Source organism: Streptomyces carminius (assembly GCF_002794255.1).
In the GTDB taxonomy this organism is placed as follows: domain Bacteria; phylum Actinomycetota; class Actinomycetes; order Streptomycetales; family Streptomycetaceae; genus Streptomyces; species Streptomyces carminius.
In genome coordinates this window covers 712580-735714 of record NZ_PGGW01000069.1, presented here as the reverse complement: position 1 = coordinate 735714, position 23135 = coordinate 712580, and the positions used below count along the sequence as shown (strand labels likewise).

Below are 23135 nucleotides of genomic sequence, written 5' to 3'. Positions count from 1 at the left end.
AGCGGTGGTACGACACCCCCATTGTCCCCCACGCGCCCGTCCGGCCCGCGACCGGGCAACGAGGGATCCGGCCCGATGGCGAGGACCCCGCACCGGAACCGACCCGCAGTCGGGGGACGGCGGGAGGGGGCGGGGAGGGGCGGCCGTTCCGGACACTCAAGTGCGATTTGCGGCCAATGAGTGGGCGAGGACACGTGGCACGTCAACGGCCGTGAATCGTACCGTCCGGAATGGTCGCCCCGGACCGGCCCCGACCCCACCACCCACCCAACCCGCACCCGCTCAGACGTCCGTCAGCCGCACCCCCGCGTGCGCCTTGTACCGCCGGTTCACCGAGATCAGGTTCGCCACGAGCGACTCCACCTGGTGCGCGTTGCGCAGCCGCCCCGCGAAGACCCCGCGCATCCCCGGAACGAGCCCCGCCAGCGCCTGCACGATCTCGCAGTCGGCCCGCACCTCCCCCAGCACCATCACATCGGTCTCGATCTCCTCGACCTCCGGGTCCTGCAGCAGCACGGCCGACAGGTGGTGGAAGGCGGCGGTCACCCGGGAGCCGGGCAGCAGCGCGGCGGCCTGCTCGGCGGCGCTGCCCTCCTCCGGCTTCAGGGCGTAGGCGCCCTTCTTGTCGAAACCGAGCGGGTTGACACAGTCCACGACGAGCTTGCCCGCCAGTTCCTCCCGCAGGCCCTCCAGAGTGGCGGCGTGCCCCTCCCAGGGCACCGCGACGATCACCACATCGCTGCGGCGCGCGCACTCGGCGTTGTCCGCGCCCTCCACGCCGAGCCCCAGCTCCTGCGCGGCGGCCCGGGCCCGTTCGGCGGCCCGCGAGCCGATGATCACCTTCTGCCCGGCCCGGGCCAGCCGGTACGCCAGGCCGCGCCCCTGGTCGCCGGTGCCGCCCAGGACACCGACCACCAGGCCGGAGACGTCCGGCAGCTCCCAGGGGTCCTTGGCGGGCGCCTTCTTCGCTGCGTCCTGGGCGGCACCGGTGGTCTGTGCGGATACGTCGTTCGAAGTCATGCCCCGATCCTGCCAGTCCCGGGCCGGACACCTGTTACCGGGGAGTAGTGACACGCCCCTCACCCGTCTCCGCCACCCCGTCGCACCCCGCGCCCACCCTCCCGCACCCCACCCGCCGCACTCGTCAGGAGGCCGTGCCGACCACCCCCCGGACCGGCTCCCGGCCCTCCGCATGGATCGGGCCGGTGGTGCCGGACAGTCGGGCGCCCCGGCCGCCGTGCCGGAGGAGGACGATCTCCGCGGCGATGGACACGGCCGTCTCCGCCGGATCGGTGCCGCCCAGGTCGAGCCCCACCGGGGAGTTCAGCCGGCTCAGCTGCTCGTCCGCCAGCCCCGCGGCCCGCAGCGCCGCCGCGCGGCGCTCGACGGTGCGGCGGGAGCCCAGAGCACCGACATAGGCCAGCTCCAGCCGCAGGGCGGTCCGCAGCAGAGGGATTTCGAACTTCGGGTCGTGCGTCAGCGAGACGACCACGGTGCGGGGGTCGGTGCGGCCCGCCGCCACCTGCCCGGCGAGATGACGGTGCGGCCAGTCCACGACCACCTCGTCCGCCTCCGGGAACCGCTCGGGGACGGTGAACACGGGGCGGGCGTCGCAGAGCGTGACCCGGTAGCCGAGCAGGCTCCCCTGCCGGACCAGGGCCGCACCGAACTCACCGGCTCCGTAGACCAGCATGCGGGGCGGCGGCACCAGGCAGTTGACGAAGACCCGCGGTCCGTCCCCGGGGCGGACCGTCCCACTGCGGCCCCGCGCCAGCAGACGGCGGGCGGCCCCGGTGATCCGCGCGTCGGGAGCGCGGCGGCCGGTACCGCCGGCCGTCCCGCCCGCCCAGCAGACCAGACGGCGGCCCCCGCCCCCGCCCTCACTCTCGTCCCCGCCCCCGCCCTCCTGATCACCGTCGAGGATGGTGGCCAGGGCGACGGCCGTCCCCGCGCGCATCCGGTCCACAAGGACGCCGAGTTCGGGAAAGGTCTCCCGGTCGACGCGCTCGACGAGCACCTCGATCGTGCCGCCGCAGGTCAGGCCGACCGCGGCGGCGGCGTCATCGCTCACGCCGTACCGTTCGAGCACGGCGGTGCCGTCCCGGATCGCCTGCCGGGCCAGGTCGTACACCGCGCCCTCCACGCAGCCGCCCGACACGCTGCCGACGGTCTGCCCGTCCGGGGTGACGAGCATGGTCGAGCCCGGTGGGCGGGGGGCGGAGCCGAAGGTCGACACGACCGTGGCGAGCCCGGCCGCCTCACCGGCCTCCCACAGCCGGTGAAGTTCGTGCCATGTCCGGTGCCGTGTGCGGTCCATCACCGCTCCAGGACCCGGAGGATCTTGTCCTGGGTGATGGGCAGGTCACGGATGCGCGCCCCGGTGGCGTGATGGACGGCGTTGGCGATGGCCGCCGTCATGCCCGTCATCGGGGTCTCCCCGAAACCGCGCGCTCCAAGTGCTTCGCTGGTCGGGTCGGGTTCGTCCACGAAGATCGCCTGGACCTCGGGTATGTCGGCGTTCACCGGCACCAGATAACCGGAGAGGTTGGGGTTGACGATCCGCCCCAGGCCCGGGTCGGCCAGGGTGTGCTCGCTGAGGGTGAAGCCGACGGCCCACACGAAGCCGCCGACGGCCTGGCTGCGGATCGTCCTGCGGTTGAGCACCCGGCCCGCGTCGAACGCCCCGAGCATGCGGGTCACCCGGACCTGTCCGAGCCGGGGGTCGACGCGCACCTCGGCGAAGACGGCGCCGGTGGAGTAGCCCGGGGCCATGGAGCCGGGCTCGGTGGTGATCTCCACGGGCCTGCCGTGGCGGCGCAGGACCGTGCGCACCCCGGTGCGGCGCCGGGGCTCGTCGGTGACGAAGAGCTGCCCGTCCTCGACGCTGATCCGCTCCGCGGGGACGCCGTGCAGCGGGGAGCGCACGTCCGCGACGGCGATCTCGGTCAACGCCCGCCGGACCCGGGTGCAGGTCCGGTTGACGGCGCCGCCGACGCCGGGGACGGTGGCCGACGCCGCGGAGATGAAGGCGAAGGGGAAGTCGGTGTCGCCGAGCTGGAAGGTGACGTCTTCCAGGGGCAGGCCCAGGACCTGGGCCGCCAGCTGGGTCATCACCGTGTAGGTGCCGGTGCCGATGTCGTGGGTGGACACCTGGACCACGGCCCTGCCCTCCGTGGACAGCACGACGCGGGCCCCGGCTCCCGGCCGCCCGCCCGCCGTGTGGGCCGCCGTGGCCATGCCCCAGCCGGTCAGGGTGCCGCCGTCGCGCATCGAGCCGGGCCGGGGGTCGCGCCGGTCCCAGCCGAACGCGGCCGCGCCGCGGCGGTAGCACTCCAGGAGGTGCTTGCTGCCGAAGGGCTCACCTGTCTCGGGGTTGTCGCGGGTGTGGTTGCGCACCCGCAGTTCGACCGGGTCCATCCCGAGGGCGTCGCTCAGCTCGTCCAGGGCCGTCTCCAGGGCATGGGAGGCGACGGCCTCCGGGGACCTCATGAAGCTCGGCGCAGGCAGGTCGAGGCGGACGGCCCGCTGCACGACGTGCACGTTGGGGCAGGCGTAGAGCATCCGGGTGGACTCGCTGGTGGAGAAGATCTCCTCCTCGGTGCGGGAGACCTGCTGGGTGGTGATGTGTTCGACGGCGGTGAGCGTGCCGTCCCTCCTGGCTCCGAGCCTGATGCGCTGGTGGGCCTCGGCCCGGTGGCCGTTGGAGGTGTAGGTGTGGGCACGCGACAGCACCAGTTTGACCGGGCGCCCCACCTCCCGGGCGACGGCCGCGGTGAGTACGGTGTGCGGCCATACCGGCCCCTTGCCGCCGAACCCTCCGCCCAGGTAGGGGGAGAGCACGCGGACGTCCGCCACGGGGACGCCGGTGGCCTCCGCGACGGCCGCCCTGGTGGCGTTGGCTCCCTGGGCCGACTCGTACAGCGTGACCCGGTCGCCCTCCCAGACGGCGGTCGTCGTGGACGGCTCGATGGGATTGTGGTGGTGCATGGGGCTGGTGTACTCGGCCTCGATCCTGACGTCGGCCTCCGCCATGCCCGCGGCCGGGTCGCCGCGGGAGATCTCGTTCTCGCCTCGCAGACCGCGCGGCGGCACATAGGCGTCGTCCATGCCGTCGGCGAGGACGACCCGGGGATGTCCCGCGTCGTAGGCGACGTCCACGAGCGTCGCCGCGTGCTGGGCCTGTTCCAGCGTCTCGGCCACGACGTACGCCACGGGCTGGCCGCTGTGGTGGATCTCCGCATCCTGCAGGGGAAGCACCCGTTTGAGGAAGGCCGCACCGGGTGAGGCGGGCCGGGTCAGGCGGGGCATGGTCAGATGGGTCAGGACGGCGACCACTCCGGGGGCGCGTCGGGCCTCCCGGGTGTCGATGCGGGTGATGCGGCCCGTCGCGACGGTGCTCGTCACCAGGAACCCGTGCGCCGCCCCGCGGACACGGGCGTCGGCGGCGTAGCGGGCCGCGCCGGTCACCTTGGCGCGCCCGTCGACCCGCGGGACCGGGCTGCCCACGATCCGGCTCATCGCCTGCCTCCGAGGTCGTCGAGGATGTCGGCGAGTGCGCGCTGCACCAGCTCGATCTTGAAGGCGTTGTGCTCGCGCGGTTCCGCGCCCCGCACCAGGGCCCGGCCGGCCTCGCGAACGGCCCGGTCGGTCAGGGCACGGCCGCGCAGCGCCTCCTCCGCCGCGGGCGAGTGCCACGGCCGGGGGGCGATGCCGCCGAACGCGAGCCGGACGCCGGTCACGGTGCGCCCGCGCATGGTGAGTGCCGCGGCCACCGAGACCACCGCGAACTCGAAACTGGCACGGTCGCGGAGCTTGAGATACCGGGAGGAACGGGCCAGTGGGGTAATGGGAAGCTCGACGCCGGTGATCAGTTCGCCGTGCCGCAGGGCGGTCTCCCGGTGCGGGGTGGCACCGGGGAGGCGGTAGAGGTCGTCGAGGGACAGGGACCGCCGGCCCCGCGGCCCCAGGATGTGGACGGTGGCGTCCAGCGCGCGCAGTGCGACCGCCAGGTCGGAGGGGTGGACGGCGATGCAGTGGCCGCTGCCGCCGAGGACGGCGTGCCAGCGGTTCTGCCCGTCCAGGGCGGGGCATCCGCTGCCCGGGTCGCGCCGGTTGCAGGGGGAGCCCGGATCCCGGTAGTACCAGCAGCGGGTGCGCTGCATCAGGTTTCCGCCGATGGAGGCCCGGTTGCGGATCTGTGGGGAGGCGGAGGCGAGCAGGGCCTCGGCCAGGACTGGGAATCTCTCGCGGACTACCGGATGGTCGGCGACGTCCCCCATCCGCGCCGTGGCCCCGATGCTCAGCCGTCCGTCGCGCAGGGCGATCTCCGACAGGGGCAGGCCGTTGACGTCCACGACGAGGTCGGGGGCGAGTGCCTCGTCCTTCATGAGGTTCAGCAGTTCCGTGCCGCCCGCGACGAACGAGCCTTGGGGGCGTGCGGCGACCGCACCCACGGCGGCGGAGGCCCGCGAGACGCGCAGGTAGTCGAAGGACTTCACCGCCGGCCCCCTTTCCCGCTCTCCTTCGCGGCGTCGCGCACCGCGTCGACGATGTTCGGGTAGCAGCCGCAGCGGCAGAGGTTGCCGCTCATCCACTCGCGGATCTCCGTGTCGGATCCGGTGTGGCCCTCCTCGACACAGGCGACGGCGGACATGATCTGCCCCGGTGTGCAGAAACCGCACTGGAAGGCGTCGCGCCGGACGAACGCCTCCTGCACGGGATGCAGCCGGTCGCCGCGGGCCAGGCCCTCGACGGTGGTGACCTCCCTGCCGTCCTCCATGACGGCCAGGGTCAGGCAGGACTTGACGCGGCGCCCCTCGACCAGGACGGTGCAGGCGCCGCACTCGCCGCGGTCGCAGCCCTTCTTCGTCCCCGTCAGCTCCAGGTGCTCGCGCAGCGCGTCCAGGAGGGTGACCCGGGCCTCGACGGTGAGCCGACGGGCCCGGCCGTTGACATGGAGGGTGATGTCCGCGGCCGGTCCGGCGGCCGCTCCGTCCCCGGCGGCGGCGCCGAGCGCGGGCGCCGCCGCGGCGCCGGGGGCCATCAGCGCGGCCGCGGTCACACCGCCGGCCTTGAGGACGCCGCGGCGCGTCCGTCCGGGCGGGGAAGCCCCGCCTTCCGGTGGTGCTTCGCTCACGGGATTCTCCGGCACGGGTCTCCTCCTGGTGGTCCGTGGTCCGTGGTCCCGTGTGTGCCGGTGCATGACGCACCGGCACACACGGGGCGGGTGCTGGGGGACGGAGTGGGCATGCGGCACCGGAGGCCCGTACGGGGAGGCGGCCCCACCGGCGCTAACATCGATAATGCAAGCACGGTATCACTGGAAGGTCAAGGCGCTATCCGACGTCGGATACCATCGATACTCATGAGCGAGAACAGTGAGCCCGGAGTCGAGACCAAGATCCCCACCGGGGAGCGGATCGTGCGGGCCGCGGTGTCACTCCTGGAGGAGGGCGGACGCGACGCGGTCTCCACCAGGGCGGTCAGCGCCGCCGCCGGAGTGCAGCCGCCCGCCATCTACCGGCTGTTCGGGGACATGCGGGGACTGCTCGACGCGGTGGCCGAGCACGGCATGGCGGACTACCTGCGGGCCAAGACCGCCCGGGAGCGGCTGCCCGACCCGGTGGACGACCTCCGCCGGGGCTGGGACCTGCACATCGGCTTCGGGCTGGCCCATCCCGCGCTCTACACCCTGATGTACGGCGATCCCCGGCCGGGTGAGCGCTCCCCCGCCGCCCGGAAGGCCGACGCGGTACTGCTGGGCCTTGTCGAGCGCGTGGCCGAGGCCGGGCGGCTCCGCCTCGGGGTGGAGCGGGCGGCCCACATGATCCACTCCGCGGGGTGCGGGGTCACCCTGACCCTGCTCTCCGCCGCCCCCGAGGAACGCGATCCGGACGTGGCCCGGCTCACCCGGGAGGCCGTCCTCGCCGCGGTGACCACCGACGGCGGGGGTGCTTCCGGGACGGGGGGCGGGGGCGGGGACACCTCGCCGGTCAGCCACGCCGTCGCGCTCCGGACCGCCGTGTCCCGCCTTGACGTCCTCAGCCCCGGCGAGGCGGCCCTGCTCGCCGAGTTGCTGGACAGGATCGCCCGTTCCGAGGGGTGAGGGGCGTGGGTGCGTGGTGGGGTGCGGGTGCGGGTTGGGTGGGTGCTGGGGTCGGGGCCGATCCGGGGCGACCATTCCGGACGGTACGATTTGCGGCCGTTGCCGTCCCACGTTTCCTCGCCCGCTCATTGGCCGCAAATCGCACTTGAGTGTCCGGAACGGCCGCCCCTCCCCGTCCCCTCCCCGCCGTCGCCGGGTGCACCGCCGTCATGCCTGTGGCAGTCCCGGGCCCGCCGCGTACTACGGCGTGTCGTCCCCGCGCGGTGCGGACGGCTCGGACCAGCGGGGGTCGTTCTCCCACTCGGCGTTCCGCTCGCGGGCGGTCTCCATCGCGCGCTCGGCGTCCGCGCGGGAGGCGTACGGCCCCATGCGGTCCTTGGCCGGACACTCCGGGCCCTCCTCGACCTTGCGGTGCTCCAGGCAGTAGAACCACTCGCCGGGCCTGCCGGTCTTCCTGCGCTTGAAGAGTGCCATGCCCTCATGCTGCCCCGCAGCGGCGCCCGCTATCACCGTTAGACTCGCGCACATGTCTGGCCAGTCACTTCTTGTTCCGGGCACGCTCTCCCCGAGGCGTACCGTGCCCGCCGCCATCCCCCGACCGGAGTACGTCGGCAAGGACGCCCCTGCGCCCTACACCGGGCCGGAGGTGCAGGACGCCGAGACCGTCGAGCGGATGCGGATCGCCGGCGGCGTCGCCGCCCGCGCCCTGGCGGCGGCGGCCGAGCACATCGCGCCCGGGGTGACCACCGACAAGCTGGACGAGGTGGCGCACGAATACCTGTGCGACCACGGTGCGTACCCCTCGACCCTGGGGTACCGGAAGTTCCCCAAGTCGCTGTGCACCTCGGTCAACGAGGTCATCTGCCACGGCATCCCCGACTCCACCGTCCTGCGCGACGGTGACATCGTGAACCTGGACGTGACCGCCTACCTCGGCGGCGTGCACGGCGACACCAACGCCACCTACCTGTGCGGCGAGGTGGACGAGGAGTCGCGGCTGCTGGTGGAGCGGACGCGCGAGTCGCTGAACCGGGCGGTCAAGGCGGTCCGGCCAGGCCGCCAGATCAACGTCATCGGCCGGGTCATCGAGTCGTACGCCAAGCGCTTCGGCTACGGAGTGGTCCGCGACTTCACCGGGCACGGCATCAACACCTCGTTCCACTCGGGGCTGATCATCCCCCACTACGACGACCCGCGCGCGACCACCGTGATGAGGCCGGGCATGACGTTCACCATCGAGCCGATGCTGACGCTGGGCACCCATGAGTGGGAGATGTGGCAGGACGGCTGGACGGTCGTCACCCGGGACCGGAAGCGGACGGCGCAGTTCGAGCACACCCTGGTGGTGACCGACTCGGGAGCGGAGATCCTGACCCTGCCGTAGTTTTCCGACAGGATGTCGGCATGGCGTTGACTTAGGCTTACCTAACCGGAGAGGATCATGGCGCGGCGTCGCCACCCGGTCGGCGTCTCCCGTGTCCTGCGGTTCCGGAGGTCCCCAGTGGTCGCGCCCGCCATGGTCCCGTTCTCCACACTCATCCGCACCGCCTCCCAGGAGCGGCACACGGAGGCGGAGACCTCCGCCTTCGTGGGCGACCTGCTGGGCGGCAGGCTGGGGCTGGAGGCGTACAGGCGCTACACGGAGCAGCTCTGGTTCGTGTACCGCGCCCTGGAGGACGGGGCCGGCCGACTCGCGGACGATCCGGTGGCGGGGCCGTTCCTCCGGCCCGGACTGGCCCGCACCGAGGCGCTGGAGAGAGATCTGGCGCACCTGCACGGCGGGCGGGCCGGCTGGCGCGGGGCGCTGGCCCCCCTGCCCGCCACGGCCGCGTACGCCGGGCGGATAACCCGGGTGCTCCGGGAGTGGCCGGGCGGGTACGTCGCCCACCACTACACCCGCTACCTCGGCGACCTCTCCGGCGGCCAGGTCATCCGCGGCACCGCCGAGAAGACCTGGGGATTCGCGCGCGGGGGCGACGGTGTGCGCTTCTACACGTTCGAGGAAATCGCCAACCCGGCCGCCTTCAAGCGCGAGTACCGGGCACGGCTGGACGCGATCCCGGTGGGCGAAGCGGAGAAGCGGCGCATCACCGAGGAGTGCCGGCACGCCTTCGCCCTGAACACCGCCGTCTTCCGGGAGCTGGGCGAGGAGTTCCCGCGCCGCGCGTGACCGGACGCCGCCGGACGACGGTCGAACGGAGCGGCGCGGGGAGCGATCCGCGCCCCACCCCTTGACGCGACGCGGCGGCGGCTGTTCATTGGGAGCGCTCCCAATCCATCCCCGTCCATCAGCCCCGGGGAAGCCCGGCACTGGAGGACATCGTTGTCAGAGCATCATTGTCATGCACCGGCTTACTGGAGTGCCCCATGAGATCACGCACCGCCCGTACGACCGCCGCCGGAGGATTAGCCCTCGGTCTGGCGCTCTCCCTGTTCGGCCCGGGCCCCGCCGCCTCCGCCGCCCCGCGGGACACCGCCGATGCTCCCGGCCTGCGCGTCGAGGACGGCCGTCTGCTGGAGGCCGACGGGAACGACTTCGTGATGCGGGGCGTCAACCACGCCCACACCTGGTTCACGAACGAACTCGACTCCCTGTCGCACATCAAGGCCAAGGGCGCCAACACCGTCCGCGTCGTCCTCAGCAGCGGCGACCGCTGGACCCGCAACGACGCGTCCGACGTGGCGAACGTCGTCTCCGAGTGCAAGGCCAACCGCCTCATCTGCGTGCTGGAGGTGCACGACACCACCGGCTACGGCGAGCAGGAGGGGGCGGTCACCCTGGACCGCGCGGCCGAGTACTGGATCAGTGTCCGGAGCGCCCTGGAGGGCCAGGAGGACTACGTCATCGTCAACATCGGCAACGAGCCGCACGGCAACAACGGCTACGAGCGCTGGGCGTCCGACACCGGCGCGGCCGTGCGGAAGCTGCGCGACGCCGGCTTCGACCACACCCTGATGGTGGACGCGCCCAACTGGGGCCAGGACTGGTCGGGCACCATGCGTGCCGACGCCGCCTCGGTGTTCGAGGCCGACCCCGACCGGAACACCATGTTCTCGATCCACATGTACGGGGTCTACAACACCGCGGCCAGGGTCCAGGACTACCTGAACTCCTTCGTCAGTGCCGGACTGCCCATCCTGGTGGGCGAGTTCGGGCACGACCACTCCGACGGCAACCCGGACGAGGACGCCATCCTGGCCACCGCCGAGCGGCTCGGTCTGGGCTATCTGGGCTGGTCCTGGAGCGGCAACGGCGGCGGCGTCGAGTACCTCGACATGGTCGAGAACTTCGACCCGAACGCCATGACCTCCTGGGGCGAGCGCCTGTTCGACGGCCCGGACGGCATCGCCGAGACCGCCGAGGAGGCCACCGTCTACGGCGGCCCGGGCGAGGACGACACCACTGCCCCGTCCCGCCCCGGCGCCCCGGCCGCCTCCGGAGTGACCGCCACCGGTGTCACCCTGTCCTGGGCCGCCGCCACGGACGACACACGGGTGACCGGGTACGAGGTCGTACGCGTGGACGGCACGTCCGAAACCACCGTACGGACCACCTCGGACAACTCCGCCGCCCTCACCGGGCTGAGCCCCGCCACCTCCCACACCTTCGCCGTGTACGCGCGGGACGCGGCGGGCAACCGCTCCGAGCGGTCGGCCACCGTCACCGTCACCACCCGCGAGGACGGCGGCCAGGGGGTCGTCTGCTCCGTCGGCTACGAGATCGTCGGCGAGTGGTCGGGCGGCTTCCAGGGCAAGGTCACCGTCCGCAACACCGGCACCGCCCCGATCGGGGACTGGACGCTGGGCTGGCGGTTCGCGGACGGCCAGACCGTCACCAGCATGTGGGGCGGCACCGCGAGCCAGAGCGGCGGCGCGGTCACCGTCCGGCCCGCCCCGTACACCGCGGACATCGCCCCGGGCTCGCAGGTGACCATCGGCTTCACCGGCACCCGGAACGGCAGCAACGGCAGCCCCGCCGACTTCACGCTCAACGGCGGCACCTGCTCGGCCTCCTGACGGCCGGGCTCCGGAAACACGCCGCGGGGACGACCGCCGTGCCCGCCGGTCCACCGGGACCGGCGGGCACGGGCCGCGCGCACGGACGGGCACCGGCGTCCGGAGGGTTCAGGGCAGCGGTAGGGTTCGCTCCGACGAACCGTCCGGGAGGGGTCGAGGAGAAGTGCGGACGAAGGCGCGCGGCCGGCGGGCCGCGGTGGCGCTGGCGACGGTGGCGGCGGTACTGGCGGGAGCGCCGGGCTGCATCACGGTGCACGGCGAGGAGGCCGTCGTACCGGCGACCACCGAGGCCGGGGCGGAGAAGGTCCTCGACCACTTCACCGAGACCAACAACGAGGCCAACCGCACCCACGACGCCGAGCTCAACGCCACCATCGAGACGGGCGCGCTGGGCGCCATCGACCAGGCCGGACTGCGGGCCCGGCGCACCGTCGACCCCGACGGCGACCCCGGCCACGAGCCGCTGGAGCTGACCGACTCCCGCTTCCTGATACCGCGGCAGGCGGGCTGGCCCAAGTTCTTCGTCGCGGACACCGCCAGCAACCGCAGCCCCGGCAAGCGCTGGCTGCTCGTCTTCACCCGGGGCGGCATCGACGAGGACTGGAAGGTGTCGTACCTGGCGGTGCTGAACGAGGCGGCGGTGCCGGACTTCGCCGAGGACGGCGAGGAGTACGTCGAGGAGGTCCCCACCGGCGAGACCGCGAAGCTGGCCGTCGCACCGCGGGACCTCAGCCGCGGCTACACCGACTACCTGCGCGAGGGCGGTGACACCTTCGCGGCGGGCCCGCTGACCAGCGGACTGCGCGAGGAGCGGAAGAAGACCTCCGACTCCCCCGGCGCCCGTACCGAGTGGGCCGACCTGCCCGCCGAGGACGCCCGGTTCGCCCCGGTGGGGCTGCGCACCGAGGACGGCGGGGCGCTGGTCTTCTTCACCTCCCACCACCAGATGAAGCAGACCGTCGCCGAGGGCTTCGAGCCCCAGGTGAAGGACCCGCTGCTGCGGGCGCTGCTGGAGGGCGAGCCCGAGCAGTCGGTGACCTATGTCCGGGTCGCCGTCCAGGCGGCGTCCGTCCCTGCCGCCGACGCCGCCGACCCGGCGGTGACGGTGGTCTACCGGCTCCAGGGCGTGACGGCCCTCAAGGGCGGCTGACCGGCGGGACGGGGCCGTACGCGGAGGCGGAGGCGGAGGTGGACAGCCCTCGGGACGGCGGGCGGTCCGGCCCTCGTCCCCGTACTGTCCGAACGCGGCGGTCACGGCCCCGGGAATCGCTCTGACCGGCCCCTGCCTCGCCCTGCTTGGCACGGGGCCGCCGTGAGCCGGTGGGACCGCGTGCGGAGCGGCTAGCGCACCGGCCAGGCCGCCGGGTCGTGACCCGGCTCCTCCTCCGCGTGGGCCGCGCAGGCGTCCGTCAGGGCCTCCAGCAGCGTCAGCGGGTCGGGCAGCGGGCGCTCGGGGGCGCGCAGCCAGCCGACCGAGGGGGCGCCGGAGTCGTCGCCGGGCAGCCGTGCGGGCGGTACGAGGACGTAGCTGCCGCGGCAGTGCCAGCGCAGCCCTGGGTGCTCGTCCAGGGTCTCGGGGTGGCAGTCCAGCTCGCAGGGCCACCACTCGTCCTCGTCGTCCGGGGTGCCGCGGGTGGCGGTGAAGAACATCATCCGGCCCGACCACGGCTCCTCCCCGCACACCGCCACCGGACCGACCTCGACGCCCTCGGCCTCCAGCCGCTCCAGCGCGGCCCGTCCCGCGTCCAGCGGCACGTCCAGCACGTCGTGGGCGCGGCCGGTGGCGGTGACGAAGTTCGCCAGCGGCCGGCCGGCGGCCCACCGGGCGATCCGCTCGGGGTCGGTGGTGGCCTCCGTCTGCCAGGCGAAGGAGACGGGATGGCGGCCCGGCGTGGGGCAGCCGATACGGTCGCAGGAGCAGCCGTAGCCCTCGGGGTGCGCGGCGGGCGCCAGCGGGAACCCCGCGGCGGCGGCGTTCAGCAGCAGATCCTCGCGGTGGCGGGCCGCTTCCTGCGCGGCGCTCGTCCGCGCGTCGTCGCGGGAGCGTCGGCGCAGCCACCGGGAGAACCTGCTTTCGCTTTCCATCTACCGCCTACCGCCTCACTCGCAACCGGGAACCGTTGGTGTCCGAGGTGACTCCGAGAGTACGGAACGGGGCGCCCGCGGCCGGGCGGATTCCGGATAACTCGTTCCAGGGAACTCGGATGTCACCCTTCCATCCTGCATCCTCCGGTGCCGTGGGCGGGTGGCCGGGGGTGGTCGCGTGTGTCACCCCGGTGTCACCGGGGCCGCTCCGGCCGGACGACGGCCGTCCCGTTCACCGTTCCCCGGCGCCGTCCCGTGCATCGCCCCCGGCGCCGTCCCAGGCGTCGCCCCAGGCGGCGTCCCGGGCGGCCCGGTAGCCCGCGCCCTGCCGCTTGGTGACGGTCTCGCGCCGCAGCCCGCCTCTTTCCGGGTCCGGTCCGGCACACAGCTCCAGCAGCACCTGTCCCTTGCGGATCTGCGGTTTCCGCACGATCCGCGCCCCGGCGGGCGCACCGTCCGTGCCGGGCCGGACGGCGGCGACATAGGAGAACTTCTCGTCCTCGTACGCCAGCGAGCCGCCCTTGACCTGCCGGTGGAGGGAGGAGCGGCTGATCCGGGCGGCGAAGTGGCACCAGTCCGCGGCCGGCTCCATGGGGCACGCGGCGCTGTGCGGGCAGGGCGCCAGGACGCGCAGCCCGGCGTCGATCAGCCGCCCGCGCGCCTCGATGATCCGCCGGTAGCCGTCCGGGGTGCCCGGCTCGACGACGACCACGGCGTCCCGGGCCGCCGCCGCGGCGGCCTCCACCAGGGCCCGGCGGTCGTCCTCGGCCAGCTCGTTGAGGACGTAGGAGACGGTGACCAGGCCGGCCTCCGGCAGCCGGGTGCCCACTCCGATCCGCTCGCGCCGCCACCGCGCGCCGCGCAGCGCGGCCGAGCCGGAGGCCGCGGCCAGCTCCCGGCCCACCGCGAGGGCGGGCTCGGCCCAGTCCACGACGGTGGTCTCCCGGGCGCGGCCACCGCTCCCCCTGCCGTCACCGCCGCCGTCGCCGAGGACGGCGGCGGCCGCCCAGACGGCCGCGCCCGTACCGCCGCCCACGTCCAGGTGGGTGTCCGGGGCCAGGCCCGGCGCCCGGTCGGCGAGCGCCGCCAGCGCGGCGCGGACCGCGCCGAAGGTGGCGGGCATCCGGTAGGCGGCGTAGGCGGCGACGTCCGCCCGGTCCCGCAGGACGGGCGCGTGGGTGGGGACCTTCCCCCGGTAGCTGCCGATCAGCCGCTCGACGGCCCCGGCCGCCTGCCGCGGCGGCAGGCCGTCCAGCAGGCCGGCGAGCGCGGCGCGCAGCTCCTCGTCGGTGCGGCGGGAGGCGGTACGGGCGGCGGGGCGGAGGGCGGTACGGGGGTCGGGCACCCGGAAAGTGTAGGCGGACCGGCGCCCCCTACGGCCGGTGCTCCGTGGCCCCGCCGGCCGCCCGGACGGTGCGGCGCCGTCCGGTGACCTGCGAGGCCGGCAGGCGTCCGGCCCGGGCGGCACCGGTCAGGGTGTCGCCGGTGACCGTCACCGCGAAGGCCAGGTTCAGCCGCAGGGGCCTGGTGACGGCCTGCTTCCAGGTGAGCCGGTCGCCGTCGAGGACGACATCGTCGAGGGGGACCTCCTCTCCCGCCCCGTGGGCGGTCCCGGTCAGGGCGCCGTCCCGGCGCAGGAGTTCGACCACGGCCCTGATCCTGCCGACGGGGGTGGCGATGGACAGGTCCCAGGTGCCTTCGACGGGCATGCTGCTGCTCTTTCCGACGGCGCGGTGCGGGGCGGGTGCGGGTGTGCGTGCTCAGAAGCCGGCGGGCACCGGGCCCTGCCGGCGCCAGACGGTGCCGCGGCGCTCGTGGGCGAACAGTTCCTCGACGGCGTGCGCGATCCGGGGACCCGCCTCGCGCTCCAGCAGATAGAGGCCGAGGTCGAGTCCGGAGGTGACGCTGCCGGCGGTGACGAGGTCGCCGTCGTCGACGATGCGGGCCTTCACCGCGTGGACGCCGGTGGCGTCGAGCATGTCCAGGCCGAGGTGGTGGGTGGTGGCATGACGGCCCTCCAGCAGCCCGGCCATGGCCAGGACGAGCGAGCCGCCGCACACCGTGCCGACCGTCACCCGCGGGTTCTCCATCGCCGCCGCCAGCAGCCCGGGCAGCCCGGTGGTCAGGGTGCGGCCCAGCAGGACGGGGATGAACTCGTCCTGCCGCCACTCCCCGGCGTCCGCGTCCTGGCCGTGGTCGCGGTCGGGGACCTCGCCGGGCTCACCGACACGGCCCGAGGCACCGGGCACCACGACCAGGTCCGCGCGCCCGGGGTCGAGCGCGGCGGTGGCGCGCAGCGCCAGGCCCCCGGTGCCGCTGACCACCTCGCGCGGCCCCTCGGCGGAGACCAGTTCCACGCTCACCGCACCGCCGGAGGCGGTGCCGCCGGCGTACAGCACCTCGTAGGGGGCGATGGCGTCGAGCGGGTCGAAACCGTCGAACAGGACGATCTGGGCGTGCATGGCGGCTTCCTCCGGATACGGCGGGCCCGGTCCGCGCCGGGATCGCTCCCGACGCTAGGCGGCTGCCGTTCCCGCTCCCAGTGGCATTGGCGACACCTTCCAACGAGATAGTGCCACGAGCCCCACGCCACGTTTCCGGGCTGGTCGAAGCGGGGTTACCGAGGTGCCGGGACTCGTACGGGTGTCCCGCGGGCGGGTATCTTCCGGCCATGCACACCGTCGCCGTCCTCGCACTGGACCGGGTGATCCCCTTCGACCTCTCCACCCCGCTCGAGGTCTTCGGCCGTACCCGGCTGCCGGACGGCCGTCCCGGCTACCGGATCCGCGTGTGCGCGGAGCGTCCGGAGACCGACGCGGGCGCCTTCTCCCTGCGCGCGCCCTGGGGGCTGGAAGGGCTCGGGGGCGCGGACACGATCATCGTGCCCGGCACCACCGCCCCCACGGCCCCGCTCGCTCCCGCCGTCCGCCACGCGCTGCGGACGGCCGCCGGGGAGGGCACCCGCATCGCCTCCATCTGCTCGGGCACCTTCGTCCTGGCCACCACCGGGCTCCTGGACGGTCTGCGGGCCACCACCCACTGGAACGCGGCCGGTCTGCTGGCCGCCGCCCACCCGGACGTCGAGGTCGACCCGGACGTCCTGTACGTCGACAACGGGCAGTTCCTCACCTCGGCCGGTGCCGCCGCGGGCCTGGACCTGTGCCTGCACCTGATCCGCCGCGACTACGGTTCGGCCGTCGCCGCCGACGCCGCCCGGCTGTCCGTCATGCCCCTGGAACGCGAGGGCGGACAGGCCCAGTTCATCGTCCACGACCACCCGCCCGCCCCCGGGGCTCCGTCCTCGAACCCCTGCTCGGCTGGCTGGAGGACAACCTGGACGCCGACCTCTCCCTCGCCGACATCGCCGCCCACGCCGGGGTCAGCACCCGGACCCTGATCCGCCGCTTCCGCGAGCAGACCGGCACCACACCGCTCCAGTGGCTCCACCGCGCCCGCGTCCGCCGGGCCCAGCACCTGCTGGAGACCACCCGGCAGCCCATCGAACGCATCGGCGCCCAGGTGGGCTTCGGCTCCCCCACCGCCTTCCGGGACCGCTTCAGGCGCGTCACCGGTGTCAGCCCGCACGCCTACCGCCGCGCCTTCGGCTGACGCGGCACTCCCCGGACGGGTCAGGCCGCAGCGCGCAGCAGTTCGGCCGAGACGGACCACAGCCGCTCGGCCGCCGCGGGGTCGAGCGCCCACCGCTTGACGGCGTGCGGGTGCTCGGCGGGGTCGGCGTCGTCGGGCACGGTGTACGCCTCGCGCGCGTCGTCGAGGTAGTGCCCGCCGGTGTTCGCGAACTCCGGTGCCACCGCGGCGACCAGGGTCGTGGCCGCGCCCTGCCGCACGGTCTTGTACCTGAAGACCCCCGCCGCCTCGTGCCGGGCGAACTCCTCGCGCAGTTCCCGCGGGAAGTGCCGCTGGAGTCCGGTGGAGATCCCCCCGGGATTGACGGCGTTGGCGGTGATCCCGTCATCGGCCCACCGCCGGGTGGCCTCGACCGCGAACAGGACGACGGCCGTCTTGGACCGCCCGTAGGCGAGCATCGGGTCGTAGGGCCGCCGGTGGAAGTGGAGGTCGTCGAAGTGCACCGGCGAGTACATGTGCCCGGCGGAGCTGAGTGCCACGACGCGCGAGCCGCCGCGCTCGGCGGCGCCGGCGGCGAGCGCGGCGTGCAGTCCGAGGGCCAGGGCGAAGTGGCCGAGGTGGTTGGTGGCGAACTGCAGCTCCCAGCCCTCGGCGGTGCGCGTCTCCGGGGTGGCCATGATGCCCGCGTTGTTGACCAGCAGGTGGAGGGGGCCGTTCCAGTCGGCCAGGAAGCGGCCGACCGAGCTCCGGTCGGCCAGGTCGAGGTGCGCGACCCGGATGTCGTCGTTGCCGGTCGTCGCGGTCAGGTCCCGCGCGACCCGCGCGCCGGCCGCCGTGTCGCGCACCGCCAGGGTGACCTCGGCTCCGGCGCGGGCCAGCGAGCGGGCGGTCTCGACGCCGATGCCCGAGGCGGCGCCGGTGACGACGGCGCGGGTACCGGAGAGATCGACACCCGCCACCACCTCGTCCGCGGTGCTCTGGGCGGTGAAGGCCGTGGTGATCGGGGAGGGGGAGACGGACATGGCTGACCTCCAAGAGGAAACAAACTAGTTGGTTACTTCTCTTCGACCGTAGGGCACTCCCGGCCTCCGGTCAAACAAACTGGTTAGTTACCCTGGAGGAATGAGGGACGCACAGGCCACCCGCCGCCGCCTGCTCGACGCGGCCGCCGCCGAGTTCGCCGCCCATGGGATCGCCGGGGCCCGCGTCGACCGGATCTCGGCCGACGCCCGGGTGAACAAGGCACAGATGTACGCCTACTACGGCAACAAGGACGGTCTCTTCGACGCGGTCTTCGAGGACCACGTCGAGCAGATCGTCCACGCCGTGCCCATGACGGCCGAGGACCTCCCCGGCTACGCCACCCGCCTCTACGACGCCTGCCTGGCCCGCCCCGAGCTGGTCCGGCTGGCCGCCTGGGCACGCCTGGAGCGCGTGCCCACCGGCCCCCTGGTGAGCGGCACGGACGCCCGGAGCGCGCACAAACTGGGGGCGATCGCCGCGGCGCAGCGCGCCGGGCACATCGATCCGTCCCTCGCCCCGGCCGACGTACTCTCGATCGTCACGGCGATGGCACTGACCTGGTCACCGGCCGGCCTGATCCACACCGCCGCCCCGGACGAGCCCGAGAGCGAGCACGAGGGCCGGCGCCGCGCCCTCGCCCGGACCGTGCGCCGCGCCTTCGCCCCCGAACCCGAATCCGAGCCCGCAGCCCCGGCGCGGCCGGCACCGTGACGCCCTGCGGCACCGGGGCCCGGCGCGGCGCGGCGCGGGCCGTCCGCCACCGGCACCGGGCTCACCCCGGTCCGAGCGCGGCGAGCTGTACGAGCAGCAGGACCAGCCGGTACGCCTCGGCGAAGTCGGCGGCGGCGAAGGCGACCGTACGGCCGCCCGCGGCACGTGACACGCCCGGCACGAGTGCGGCCAGGTCCACCATGTACGGCGCGGAGAGGTCGATCTCGACGTCCAGCGGCCCGGCGAGTGGGCACCGTCCGTCAGACGGGCATCACCGGCACGTCGTACTGCGGGATCCATCTGTCCCTGGTCACCAGGGACATGCCCTCGATCTGCGCCTGGGCCACCAGTATCCGGTCGAACGGGTCCCGGTGGATCTCCGGCAGCCTGCCCGCCCGCACGCCGTGTCCGGCGGTGACGGGCAGACCGGTGAACTGGCAGTCTCGCACCCGCTCGGCCAGGTCCTCCGGCCCTTTGAGCTTTCCGAGGGACTGCTTGACCGCGATCTCCCACGGTGTCACGGCGCTGACGTGGACGGCGGGCTCGGTGTCGAGCAGCTCCTTGATCTCCTCGGACAGCTCCGGGGAGTCGTCCAGCCACCACAGGAGCACGTGGGTGTCGAGCAGGAGCCGCATCAGCGCGTCCCGAAGGTGTCGGTGATGTCGTCGGGCAGCTCGTCGAAGTCGTCCGGGATGTGGATGCGGCCCCGGAGCGAACCCCGGCCGGTCCGCCTCACCTTGGGCCGGAAGGGCACCACCCTGGCCACCGGCTCCCCCGCCTTGCTGATGACGACCTCCTCGCCCGTGGCGACCTCCTCCAGGATCCGGGAGAAGTACGTCTTGGCCTCGTGCACGTTGTACTGGTGGGCTGCTTCCACGGCTGCCTCGCAATACGGTCGTCGGGTGGACCAACCTCAGCCCGGGCGTCCCGCTGTCCGCCTTCCCCGGGCGCGGCGCCGGGCCCCGGGCCTGCACCGGGGCGGCGGGACGGCCCGCGGGGCCGTTCAGCGGGTTTGCGCCCATACGGTCAGCAGACTCACCGCGGTGGCGCCCGCGCCGTAACAGGCGCCGCGCAGGAACTGGTCGGCCGCGACGTTCCGGCGCCGGGCGGCCCACCGGGCCCAGCCGCGTGCCGCCCGGCGGCAGCGGGCCCGCCGGGACGGGACCGGCGGCTCCTCACCCGCGGCTCCCGGCGGGTCGTGGTGCGTTCCCATGATCTGCTTCTTCTCCTCCGTGTCGTGGCTGTCGTGGCCTGTCGTGGCCTGTCGTGGGGTGGCGTGCCCGGCGGATCAGCCGACGGGCAGCGGCAGTTCCCCCGGGGACTGCGCGGGGCGGATCTCCTCGAAGGAGACCTCGCCGCCGGGGCCGGTGCGGACGCCGTGGACGGCGGGCTCGGGCAGGCTGTTGTAGTGGAAGGGCGTGGAGAAGTAGTACGCGCCGGTGTCCGGCAGGACGACCAGGTCCCCGGGCGCCAGTTCCGGCAGGGCCCGGTCGCGGGCCAGCAGGTCGCCGGCGAAGCAGGCCGGCCCGGCGACGTCCTGCCGCACCGGCGGCCCGTCCTTGGCACGGCCGTCGGGGCGGTGCGCCTCGATGCGCAGCGGCCAGGAGTCCGGGGCGAACACCGTCCGGGTGGCGACCTGCACCCCGGCGTGGGTGATCGCGACGGGACGGCCGCCCGCGTGCTTGGTGTACTCGACGTATGCGGCGGTGAAGCCGTTCTTGGCCAGCACCGAGCGTCCGAACTCGGTGACGATCCCGTACCCGCCGTCGAACAGCGTCGGCGCGTGCGCGCGCAGGGCGGCGGCGTAGTCTCCGAAGCCGGGTCCGGCCTCGTCACCGGTGAAGTCGACCGGCAGCCCGCCGCCGATGTCGATGCCGGTCACCTGGCGCCGGCCGAGCCGACGGTTGACCTCGTCGGCGAACGCCACGGCCTGTGCGACGCCCCTGGCGATCAGCTCCAGCGGACAGCCCTGCGAGCCGACGTGGGTGTGCACCCGGGTGAGCCAGGGGTGGTCCTGATAGGCCGCCAGCAGCTTCTCGCGGCTGCCGGGGTCCGTCAGGGGGATGCCGAACTTCGAGTGCCGGGTGGCGGTGCTCATCGCGTCGATCGTCCCGCCGCCGAGCTGGGGGTTGACGCGCACCCCGATCGGCGACCGGGCGGGCCCGTCACCGAGGAGGGCCGCGATCCGCGTCAATTCCTGGAAGCTGTCGGCGTTGACCGCGACGCCCGCCGCCAGGGCCCAGCGCAGTTCCGCGACGGTCTTGGCCGGGGAGTCGAACACGATCCGCTCCGGCGGGAAGCCGGCCGCCACCGCGCGGGCGAGCTCCCCGGCGGTGGCGGCCTCGCAGCCCATGCCGAGGCGCTCCAGTTCCGCCAGGACGGGTACCAGGGAGTTCGCCTTGGCGGCGAAGGCGTGCAGGACGCGGGGCGGGCCGGGAAACGCCCGGTGCAGGGAGGCGACCGTGGCGGCGACCCCGTCGAAGTCGACGAACCCGGCCAGCACGGCCCGCTCGCCGTGCAGCAGGCCCTGCTGCACGGCGGCCCGCAGGACGTGCTCGCGCCGGGCGGCGGGACGAAGGGCGGGTCCGGGGGAGGATTCAGGGGCGGGGAGGTCGGTCATGGCAGCCTTCCGGTGCGGTTTCCTCGGCCGGTGTACCCGGCCCGGCTACCCGGCCGGGCGGCCGGGTACCGCACCAGGCTGCCCCCGGGCACGGGGAGGCGTCTTCGTGGCACCTTCCCAGATGCCGCGGCGGAGGCCGTACGACCGGGCAGCCGTACGGGGCGCGGGCCGCCGCCGCTGTGCGCGGCGACGAAACGGGGCCGCTCCCGTGGTGGCGGCGGACAACCGGCCGCTCAGCCGCCGCCGAGCAGCCGGAGCTGGAGGTGGGCGAGCAGCCGGGCATCGGGGTCTGCCAGGTCCAGTCCCGACACCTCGGTGATCCGGCGGAGCCGGTAGCGCAGGCTGTTGGGGTGCACGCCCAGCGCCCGGGAGGCGGCGGACACGTCGCCGAAGTGGTCGAGGTACGCCCGCAGGGTCGCCACCATGGTGCCGCCGTTGCCGTCGTCGAGCGCCGTCAGCCTGGCCACGGGGGTCCGCGGTGGCAGTGGCAGTCCGTCGAGGGCGTCCCGCACCCGGGAGAGGGCGACCCGTTCGGCCATCTGGTCCACCCGTGCGACGGTACGGGACTCCCCCGGCGCCAGCAGGGCCCGCAGCGCGTCCTCGGCCGACCGGCGGGACTCCGGCAGCTCCGCCGGCTCCGCGACCACCTCGCCCAGCCCGATCCGCACGTCCGCGCCGAACGCGGCCGACACCTGCTCCACCAGCGACCTGCCCAGTCGCGCCGCCTGCTCCTCGGCACGCCGCCGGTCGGCGTCCAGACCGCCCAGCACCACCAGCGTCCGGCGGCCGTTCAGCGGGACGGCCACCGCCCGGTGCCGGTGGGCGGCGCAGTACAGGGCCAGCAGCCCGTGCAGCCGCGCGTCCCCGTCCCCGTCGCTCCCGTCCAAACCGGTGCACACCGCCAGGACCGCGCAGTTCCCCCGTACCGGCAGCCCGGCCCGCTCGGCCAGCGCCCCGGCCGGCCCGCGCCCCTCCAGCAGGGCGCGGGCCGCGTCACCGACGAGGCGCTCGTGCCCGCCGCGCGTGCGGTGGTGGAGGAGGTGGGCCGCGGCCGACCGGGCCGCGGCCCGCAGGGCGTCGGCGGCGTCCGGCGCCAGCGGCCGGCCCTCGGCCGCCACCCAGATCGAGCCCAGCACCTCGCCGCCCGCCCGGACCGCCACGACCAGCCGCTCGGGGTTCTCCCCGCCCGCCGGACGGTGCAGTACGTCACCCGCTCCCCACAGCGCCCGGAAGAAGCCGTCCTCCCGCATCGCCTCGACCCGCCACCGGGGCACCCGGCGGCCCAGGATGGTCAGCCGCCGCAGCTCGTCCACGTCCCCTTCCGTGGCGGAGTGGGCGAGCACCCTCGACTCGGTGTCCTCGATCGTCACCGCCCCGCCGACCAACGCCGCCACCGCGTCGGCCAGCCCGTTCAGATCCCCCGGCGGCACGGCCGCCGTCCGCGGGTCGGGCGGGACACCCACCGAGGCCAGCCCGGCCCGCAGCACGCTCACCAGCCGCGCCCAGGGGCACCACGCCGTGCGCAGCAGCACCGCGACACCGGCCTCCTCGGCGACCGTCCGCAGCGCCGGGGGCGGCTGCCGCCCCGAGGGACCCGGCCCGAACACCACGGCCGCCGCACCGGTGCCGCCCGCCCGGCGCACCACGTCGGCGGCGACGGCCGACTCCGGATCCACCCCGACAGCCAGCACCAGTTCCCCCGGGCCCGTCCCGGGCTCCAGCTCGTCCAGCACGGTCACCCCGGCGACCGCCGCCCCCGGGCCGCACGGCGCCGCGCACAGTTCCAGTACCCCGGCGCCCACCACCGACAGCAGCCCCTCCAGCGTGACCCGCGCCGCCCCGGCGGCACCCTCCCCCGGTAACACGTCCATCCCCACCGGCTCCCCCTCCCCCGCGCCCGGACTGCGGGCGACGCTCCGGGCACGTAGCGTAAGGCAGGTGTCCGCGCCGGGTCCGGACATCAGCGGACTTCCCGCCCGGAGCCTC

The 23135-nt window shown here is 74.4% G+C and carries 22 protein-coding genes and 2 pseudogenes; 7 read left to right on the top strand and 17 right to left on the bottom strand.

What is annotated here, in order from left to right; translation table 11 throughout:
- Positions 1-282: 282 nt before the first annotated feature.
- The 5 genes from npdG to CUT44_RS30310 form a co-directional block, all read right to left on the bottom strand.
- On the bottom strand, positions 283-1020 hold the full coding sequence (gene npdG / locus CUT44_RS30330; RefSeq protein WP_100205121.1) for an NADPH-dependent F420 reductase: 738 nt from the start codon (positions 1018-1020) through the stop codon (positions 283-285).
- Positions 1021-1144: 124 nt separating this feature from the next.
- Positions 1145-2317, bottom strand: a complete 1173-nt coding sequence (locus tag CUT44_RS30325; protein ID WP_100205120.1) for an XdhC family protein — start codon at positions 2315-2317, stop codon at positions 1145-1147.
- Positions 2317-4518, bottom strand: a complete 2202-nt coding sequence (locus CUT44_RS30320; RefSeq protein WP_100205119.1) for a xanthine dehydrogenase family protein molybdopterin-binding subunit — start codon at positions 4516-4518, stop codon at positions 2317-2319. The genes CUT44_RS30325 and CUT44_RS30320 overlap by 1 nt, the downstream gene beginning before the upstream one ends.
- Positions 4515-5498 (bottom strand): FAD binding domain-containing protein, encoded by a 984-nt coding sequence (locus CUT44_RS30315; RefSeq protein ID WP_100205118.1) that lies wholly within the window; start codon positions 5496-5498, stop codon positions 4515-4517. The genes CUT44_RS30320 and CUT44_RS30315 overlap by 4 nt, the downstream gene beginning before the upstream one ends.
- The gene (locus CUT44_RS30310) at positions 5495-6136 is read right to left on the bottom strand and encodes a (2Fe-2S)-binding protein (protein ID WP_408646812.1); all 642 of its coding nucleotides are present in this window, start codon (positions 6134-6136) and stop codon (positions 5495-5497) included. The genes CUT44_RS30315 and CUT44_RS30310 overlap by 4 nt, the downstream gene beginning before the upstream one ends.
- A 228-nt stretch (positions 6137-6364) precedes the next feature.
- Here CUT44_RS30310 and CUT44_RS30305 point away from each other — a divergent pair, with 228 nt between their 5' ends.
- On the top strand, positions 6365-7105 hold the full coding sequence (locus tag CUT44_RS30305) for a TetR/AcrR family transcriptional regulator (RefSeq protein WP_100205116.1): 741 nt from the start codon (positions 6365-6367) through the stop codon (positions 7103-7105).
- 240 nt (positions 7106-7345) lie between these two features.
- Here CUT44_RS30305 and CUT44_RS30300 read toward each other — a convergent pair whose 3' ends face one another.
- A complete protein-coding gene (locus CUT44_RS30300; RefSeq protein WP_100205115.1) occupies positions 7346-7579 on the bottom strand; it encodes a hypothetical protein in 234 nt (77 codons plus the stop codon).
- Between the two features lie 52 nt (positions 7580-7631).
- On the opposite strand from CUT44_RS30300, the gene map reads away from it, so the two are divergent.
- The 4 genes from map to CUT44_RS30280 all read left to right on the top strand — a co-directional run bounded on the left by map (position 7632) and on the right by CUT44_RS30280 (position 12272).
- Positions 7632-8489: a type I methionyl aminopeptidase gene (gene map / locus CUT44_RS30295; RefSeq protein WP_100205114.1), complete on the top strand. Its 858-nt coding sequence runs from the start codon at positions 7632-7634 to the stop codon at positions 8487-8489.
- Between the two features lie 132 nt (positions 8490-8621).
- Positions 8622-9275 carry a biliverdin-producing heme oxygenase gene (locus CUT44_RS30290; RefSeq protein ID WP_100205304.1) on the top strand — a complete coding sequence of 218 codons (654 nt, stop codon included), beginning with the start codon at positions 8622-8624 and terminating at the stop codon, positions 9273-9275.
- A 197-nt stretch (positions 9276-9472) separates the two neighbouring features.
- Complete coding sequence (locus CUT44_RS30285; RefSeq protein WP_100205113.1) at positions 9473-11122, top strand: cellulase family glycosylhydrolase; 1650 nt, start codon at positions 9473-9475, stop codon at positions 11120-11122.
- A 163-nt stretch (positions 11123-11285) separates the two neighbouring features.
- On the top strand, positions 11286-12272 hold the full coding sequence (locus tag CUT44_RS30280; RefSeq protein WP_233221764.1) for a hypothetical protein: 987 nt from the start codon (positions 11286-11288) through the stop codon (positions 12270-12272).
- A gap of 191 nt (positions 12273-12463) precedes the next feature.
- On the opposite strand, the gene CUT44_RS30275 is transcribed toward CUT44_RS30280, so the two are convergent.
- From CUT44_RS30275 to CUT44_RS30260, 4 genes are all read right to left on the bottom strand, one after another.
- A complete protein-coding gene (locus CUT44_RS30275; protein ID WP_100205112.1) occupies positions 12464-13207 on the bottom strand; it encodes a bifunctional DNA primase/polymerase in 744 nt (247 codons plus the stop codon).
- Positions 13208-13439: 232 nt separating this feature from the next.
- The gene (locus tag CUT44_RS30270; protein WP_199185888.1) at positions 13440-14552 is read right to left on the bottom strand and encodes a small ribosomal subunit Rsm22 family protein; all 1113 of its coding nucleotides are present in this window, start codon (positions 14550-14552) and stop codon (positions 13440-13442) included.
- Between the two features lie 28 nt (positions 14553-14580).
- On the bottom strand, positions 14581-14916 hold the full coding sequence (locus CUT44_RS30265) for a hypothetical protein (protein ID WP_100205111.1): 336 nt from the start codon (positions 14914-14916) through the stop codon (positions 14581-14583).
- A gap of 51 nt (positions 14917-14967) precedes the next feature.
- Positions 14968-15669: a DJ-1/PfpI family protein gene (locus CUT44_RS30260; RefSeq protein ID WP_100205110.1), complete on the bottom strand. Its 702-nt coding sequence runs from the start codon at positions 15667-15669 to the stop codon at positions 14968-14970.
- Positions 15670-15878: 209 nt separating this feature from the next.
- Between CUT44_RS30260 and CUT44_RS30255 the strand changes: the two are divergent.
- Positions 15879-16816, top strand: a pseudogene (locus CUT44_RS30255) (GlxA family transcriptional regulator).
- A 20-nt stretch (positions 16817-16836) separates the two neighbouring features.
- Here CUT44_RS30255 and CUT44_RS30250 read toward each other — a convergent pair.
- Complete coding sequence (locus CUT44_RS30250; RefSeq protein ID WP_100205109.1) at positions 16837-17817, bottom strand: SDR family NAD(P)-dependent oxidoreductase; 981 nt, start codon at positions 17815-17817, stop codon at positions 16837-16839.
- A gap of 100 nt (positions 17818-17917) precedes the next feature.
- On the opposite strand from CUT44_RS30250, the gene CUT44_RS30245 reads away from it, so the two are divergent.
- On the top strand, positions 17918-18529 hold the full coding sequence (locus CUT44_RS30245) for a TetR family transcriptional regulator (protein ID WP_100205108.1): 612 nt from the start codon (positions 17918-17920) through the stop codon (positions 18527-18529).
- A gap of 61 nt (positions 18530-18590) precedes the next feature.
- Here the strand turns inward: CUT44_RS30245 and CUT44_RS30240 are convergent.
- The 6 genes and pseudogenes from CUT44_RS30240 to CUT44_RS33320 form a co-directional block, all read right to left on the bottom strand.
- Positions 18591-18776: pseudogene (locus CUT44_RS30240) on the bottom strand (M55 family metallopeptidase); the annotation flags it as partial.
- Positions 18777-18789: 13 nt separating this feature from the next.
- Positions 18790-19164, bottom strand: coding sequence for a type II toxin-antitoxin system VapC family toxin (locus tag CUT44_RS30235; protein ID WP_100205107.1), 375 nt, complete (start codon positions 19162-19164; stop codon positions 18790-18792).
- On the bottom strand, positions 19164-19406 hold the full coding sequence (locus tag CUT44_RS30230; RefSeq protein ID WP_100205106.1) for a type II toxin-antitoxin system Phd/YefM family antitoxin: 243 nt from the start codon (positions 19404-19406) through the stop codon (positions 19164-19166). The genes CUT44_RS30235 and CUT44_RS30230 overlap by 1 nt, the downstream gene beginning before the upstream one ends.
- Before the next feature lie 126 nt (positions 19407-19532).
- On the bottom strand, positions 19533-19742 hold the full coding sequence (locus CUT44_RS30225; protein ID WP_100205105.1) for a hypothetical protein: 210 nt from the start codon (positions 19740-19742) through the stop codon (positions 19533-19535).
- A 75-nt stretch (positions 19743-19817) separates the two neighbouring features.
- Positions 19818-21149: a type III PLP-dependent enzyme domain-containing protein gene (locus CUT44_RS30220; protein WP_100205104.1), complete on the bottom strand. Its 1332-nt coding sequence runs from the start codon at positions 21147-21149 to the stop codon at positions 19818-19820.
- 233 nt (positions 21150-21382) lie between these two features.
- A complete protein-coding gene (locus tag CUT44_RS33320; RefSeq protein ID WP_158239694.1) occupies positions 21383-23020 on the bottom strand; it encodes a PucR family transcriptional regulator in 1638 nt (545 codons plus the stop codon).
- Between the last annotated feature and the right edge of the window lie 115 nt (positions 23021-23135).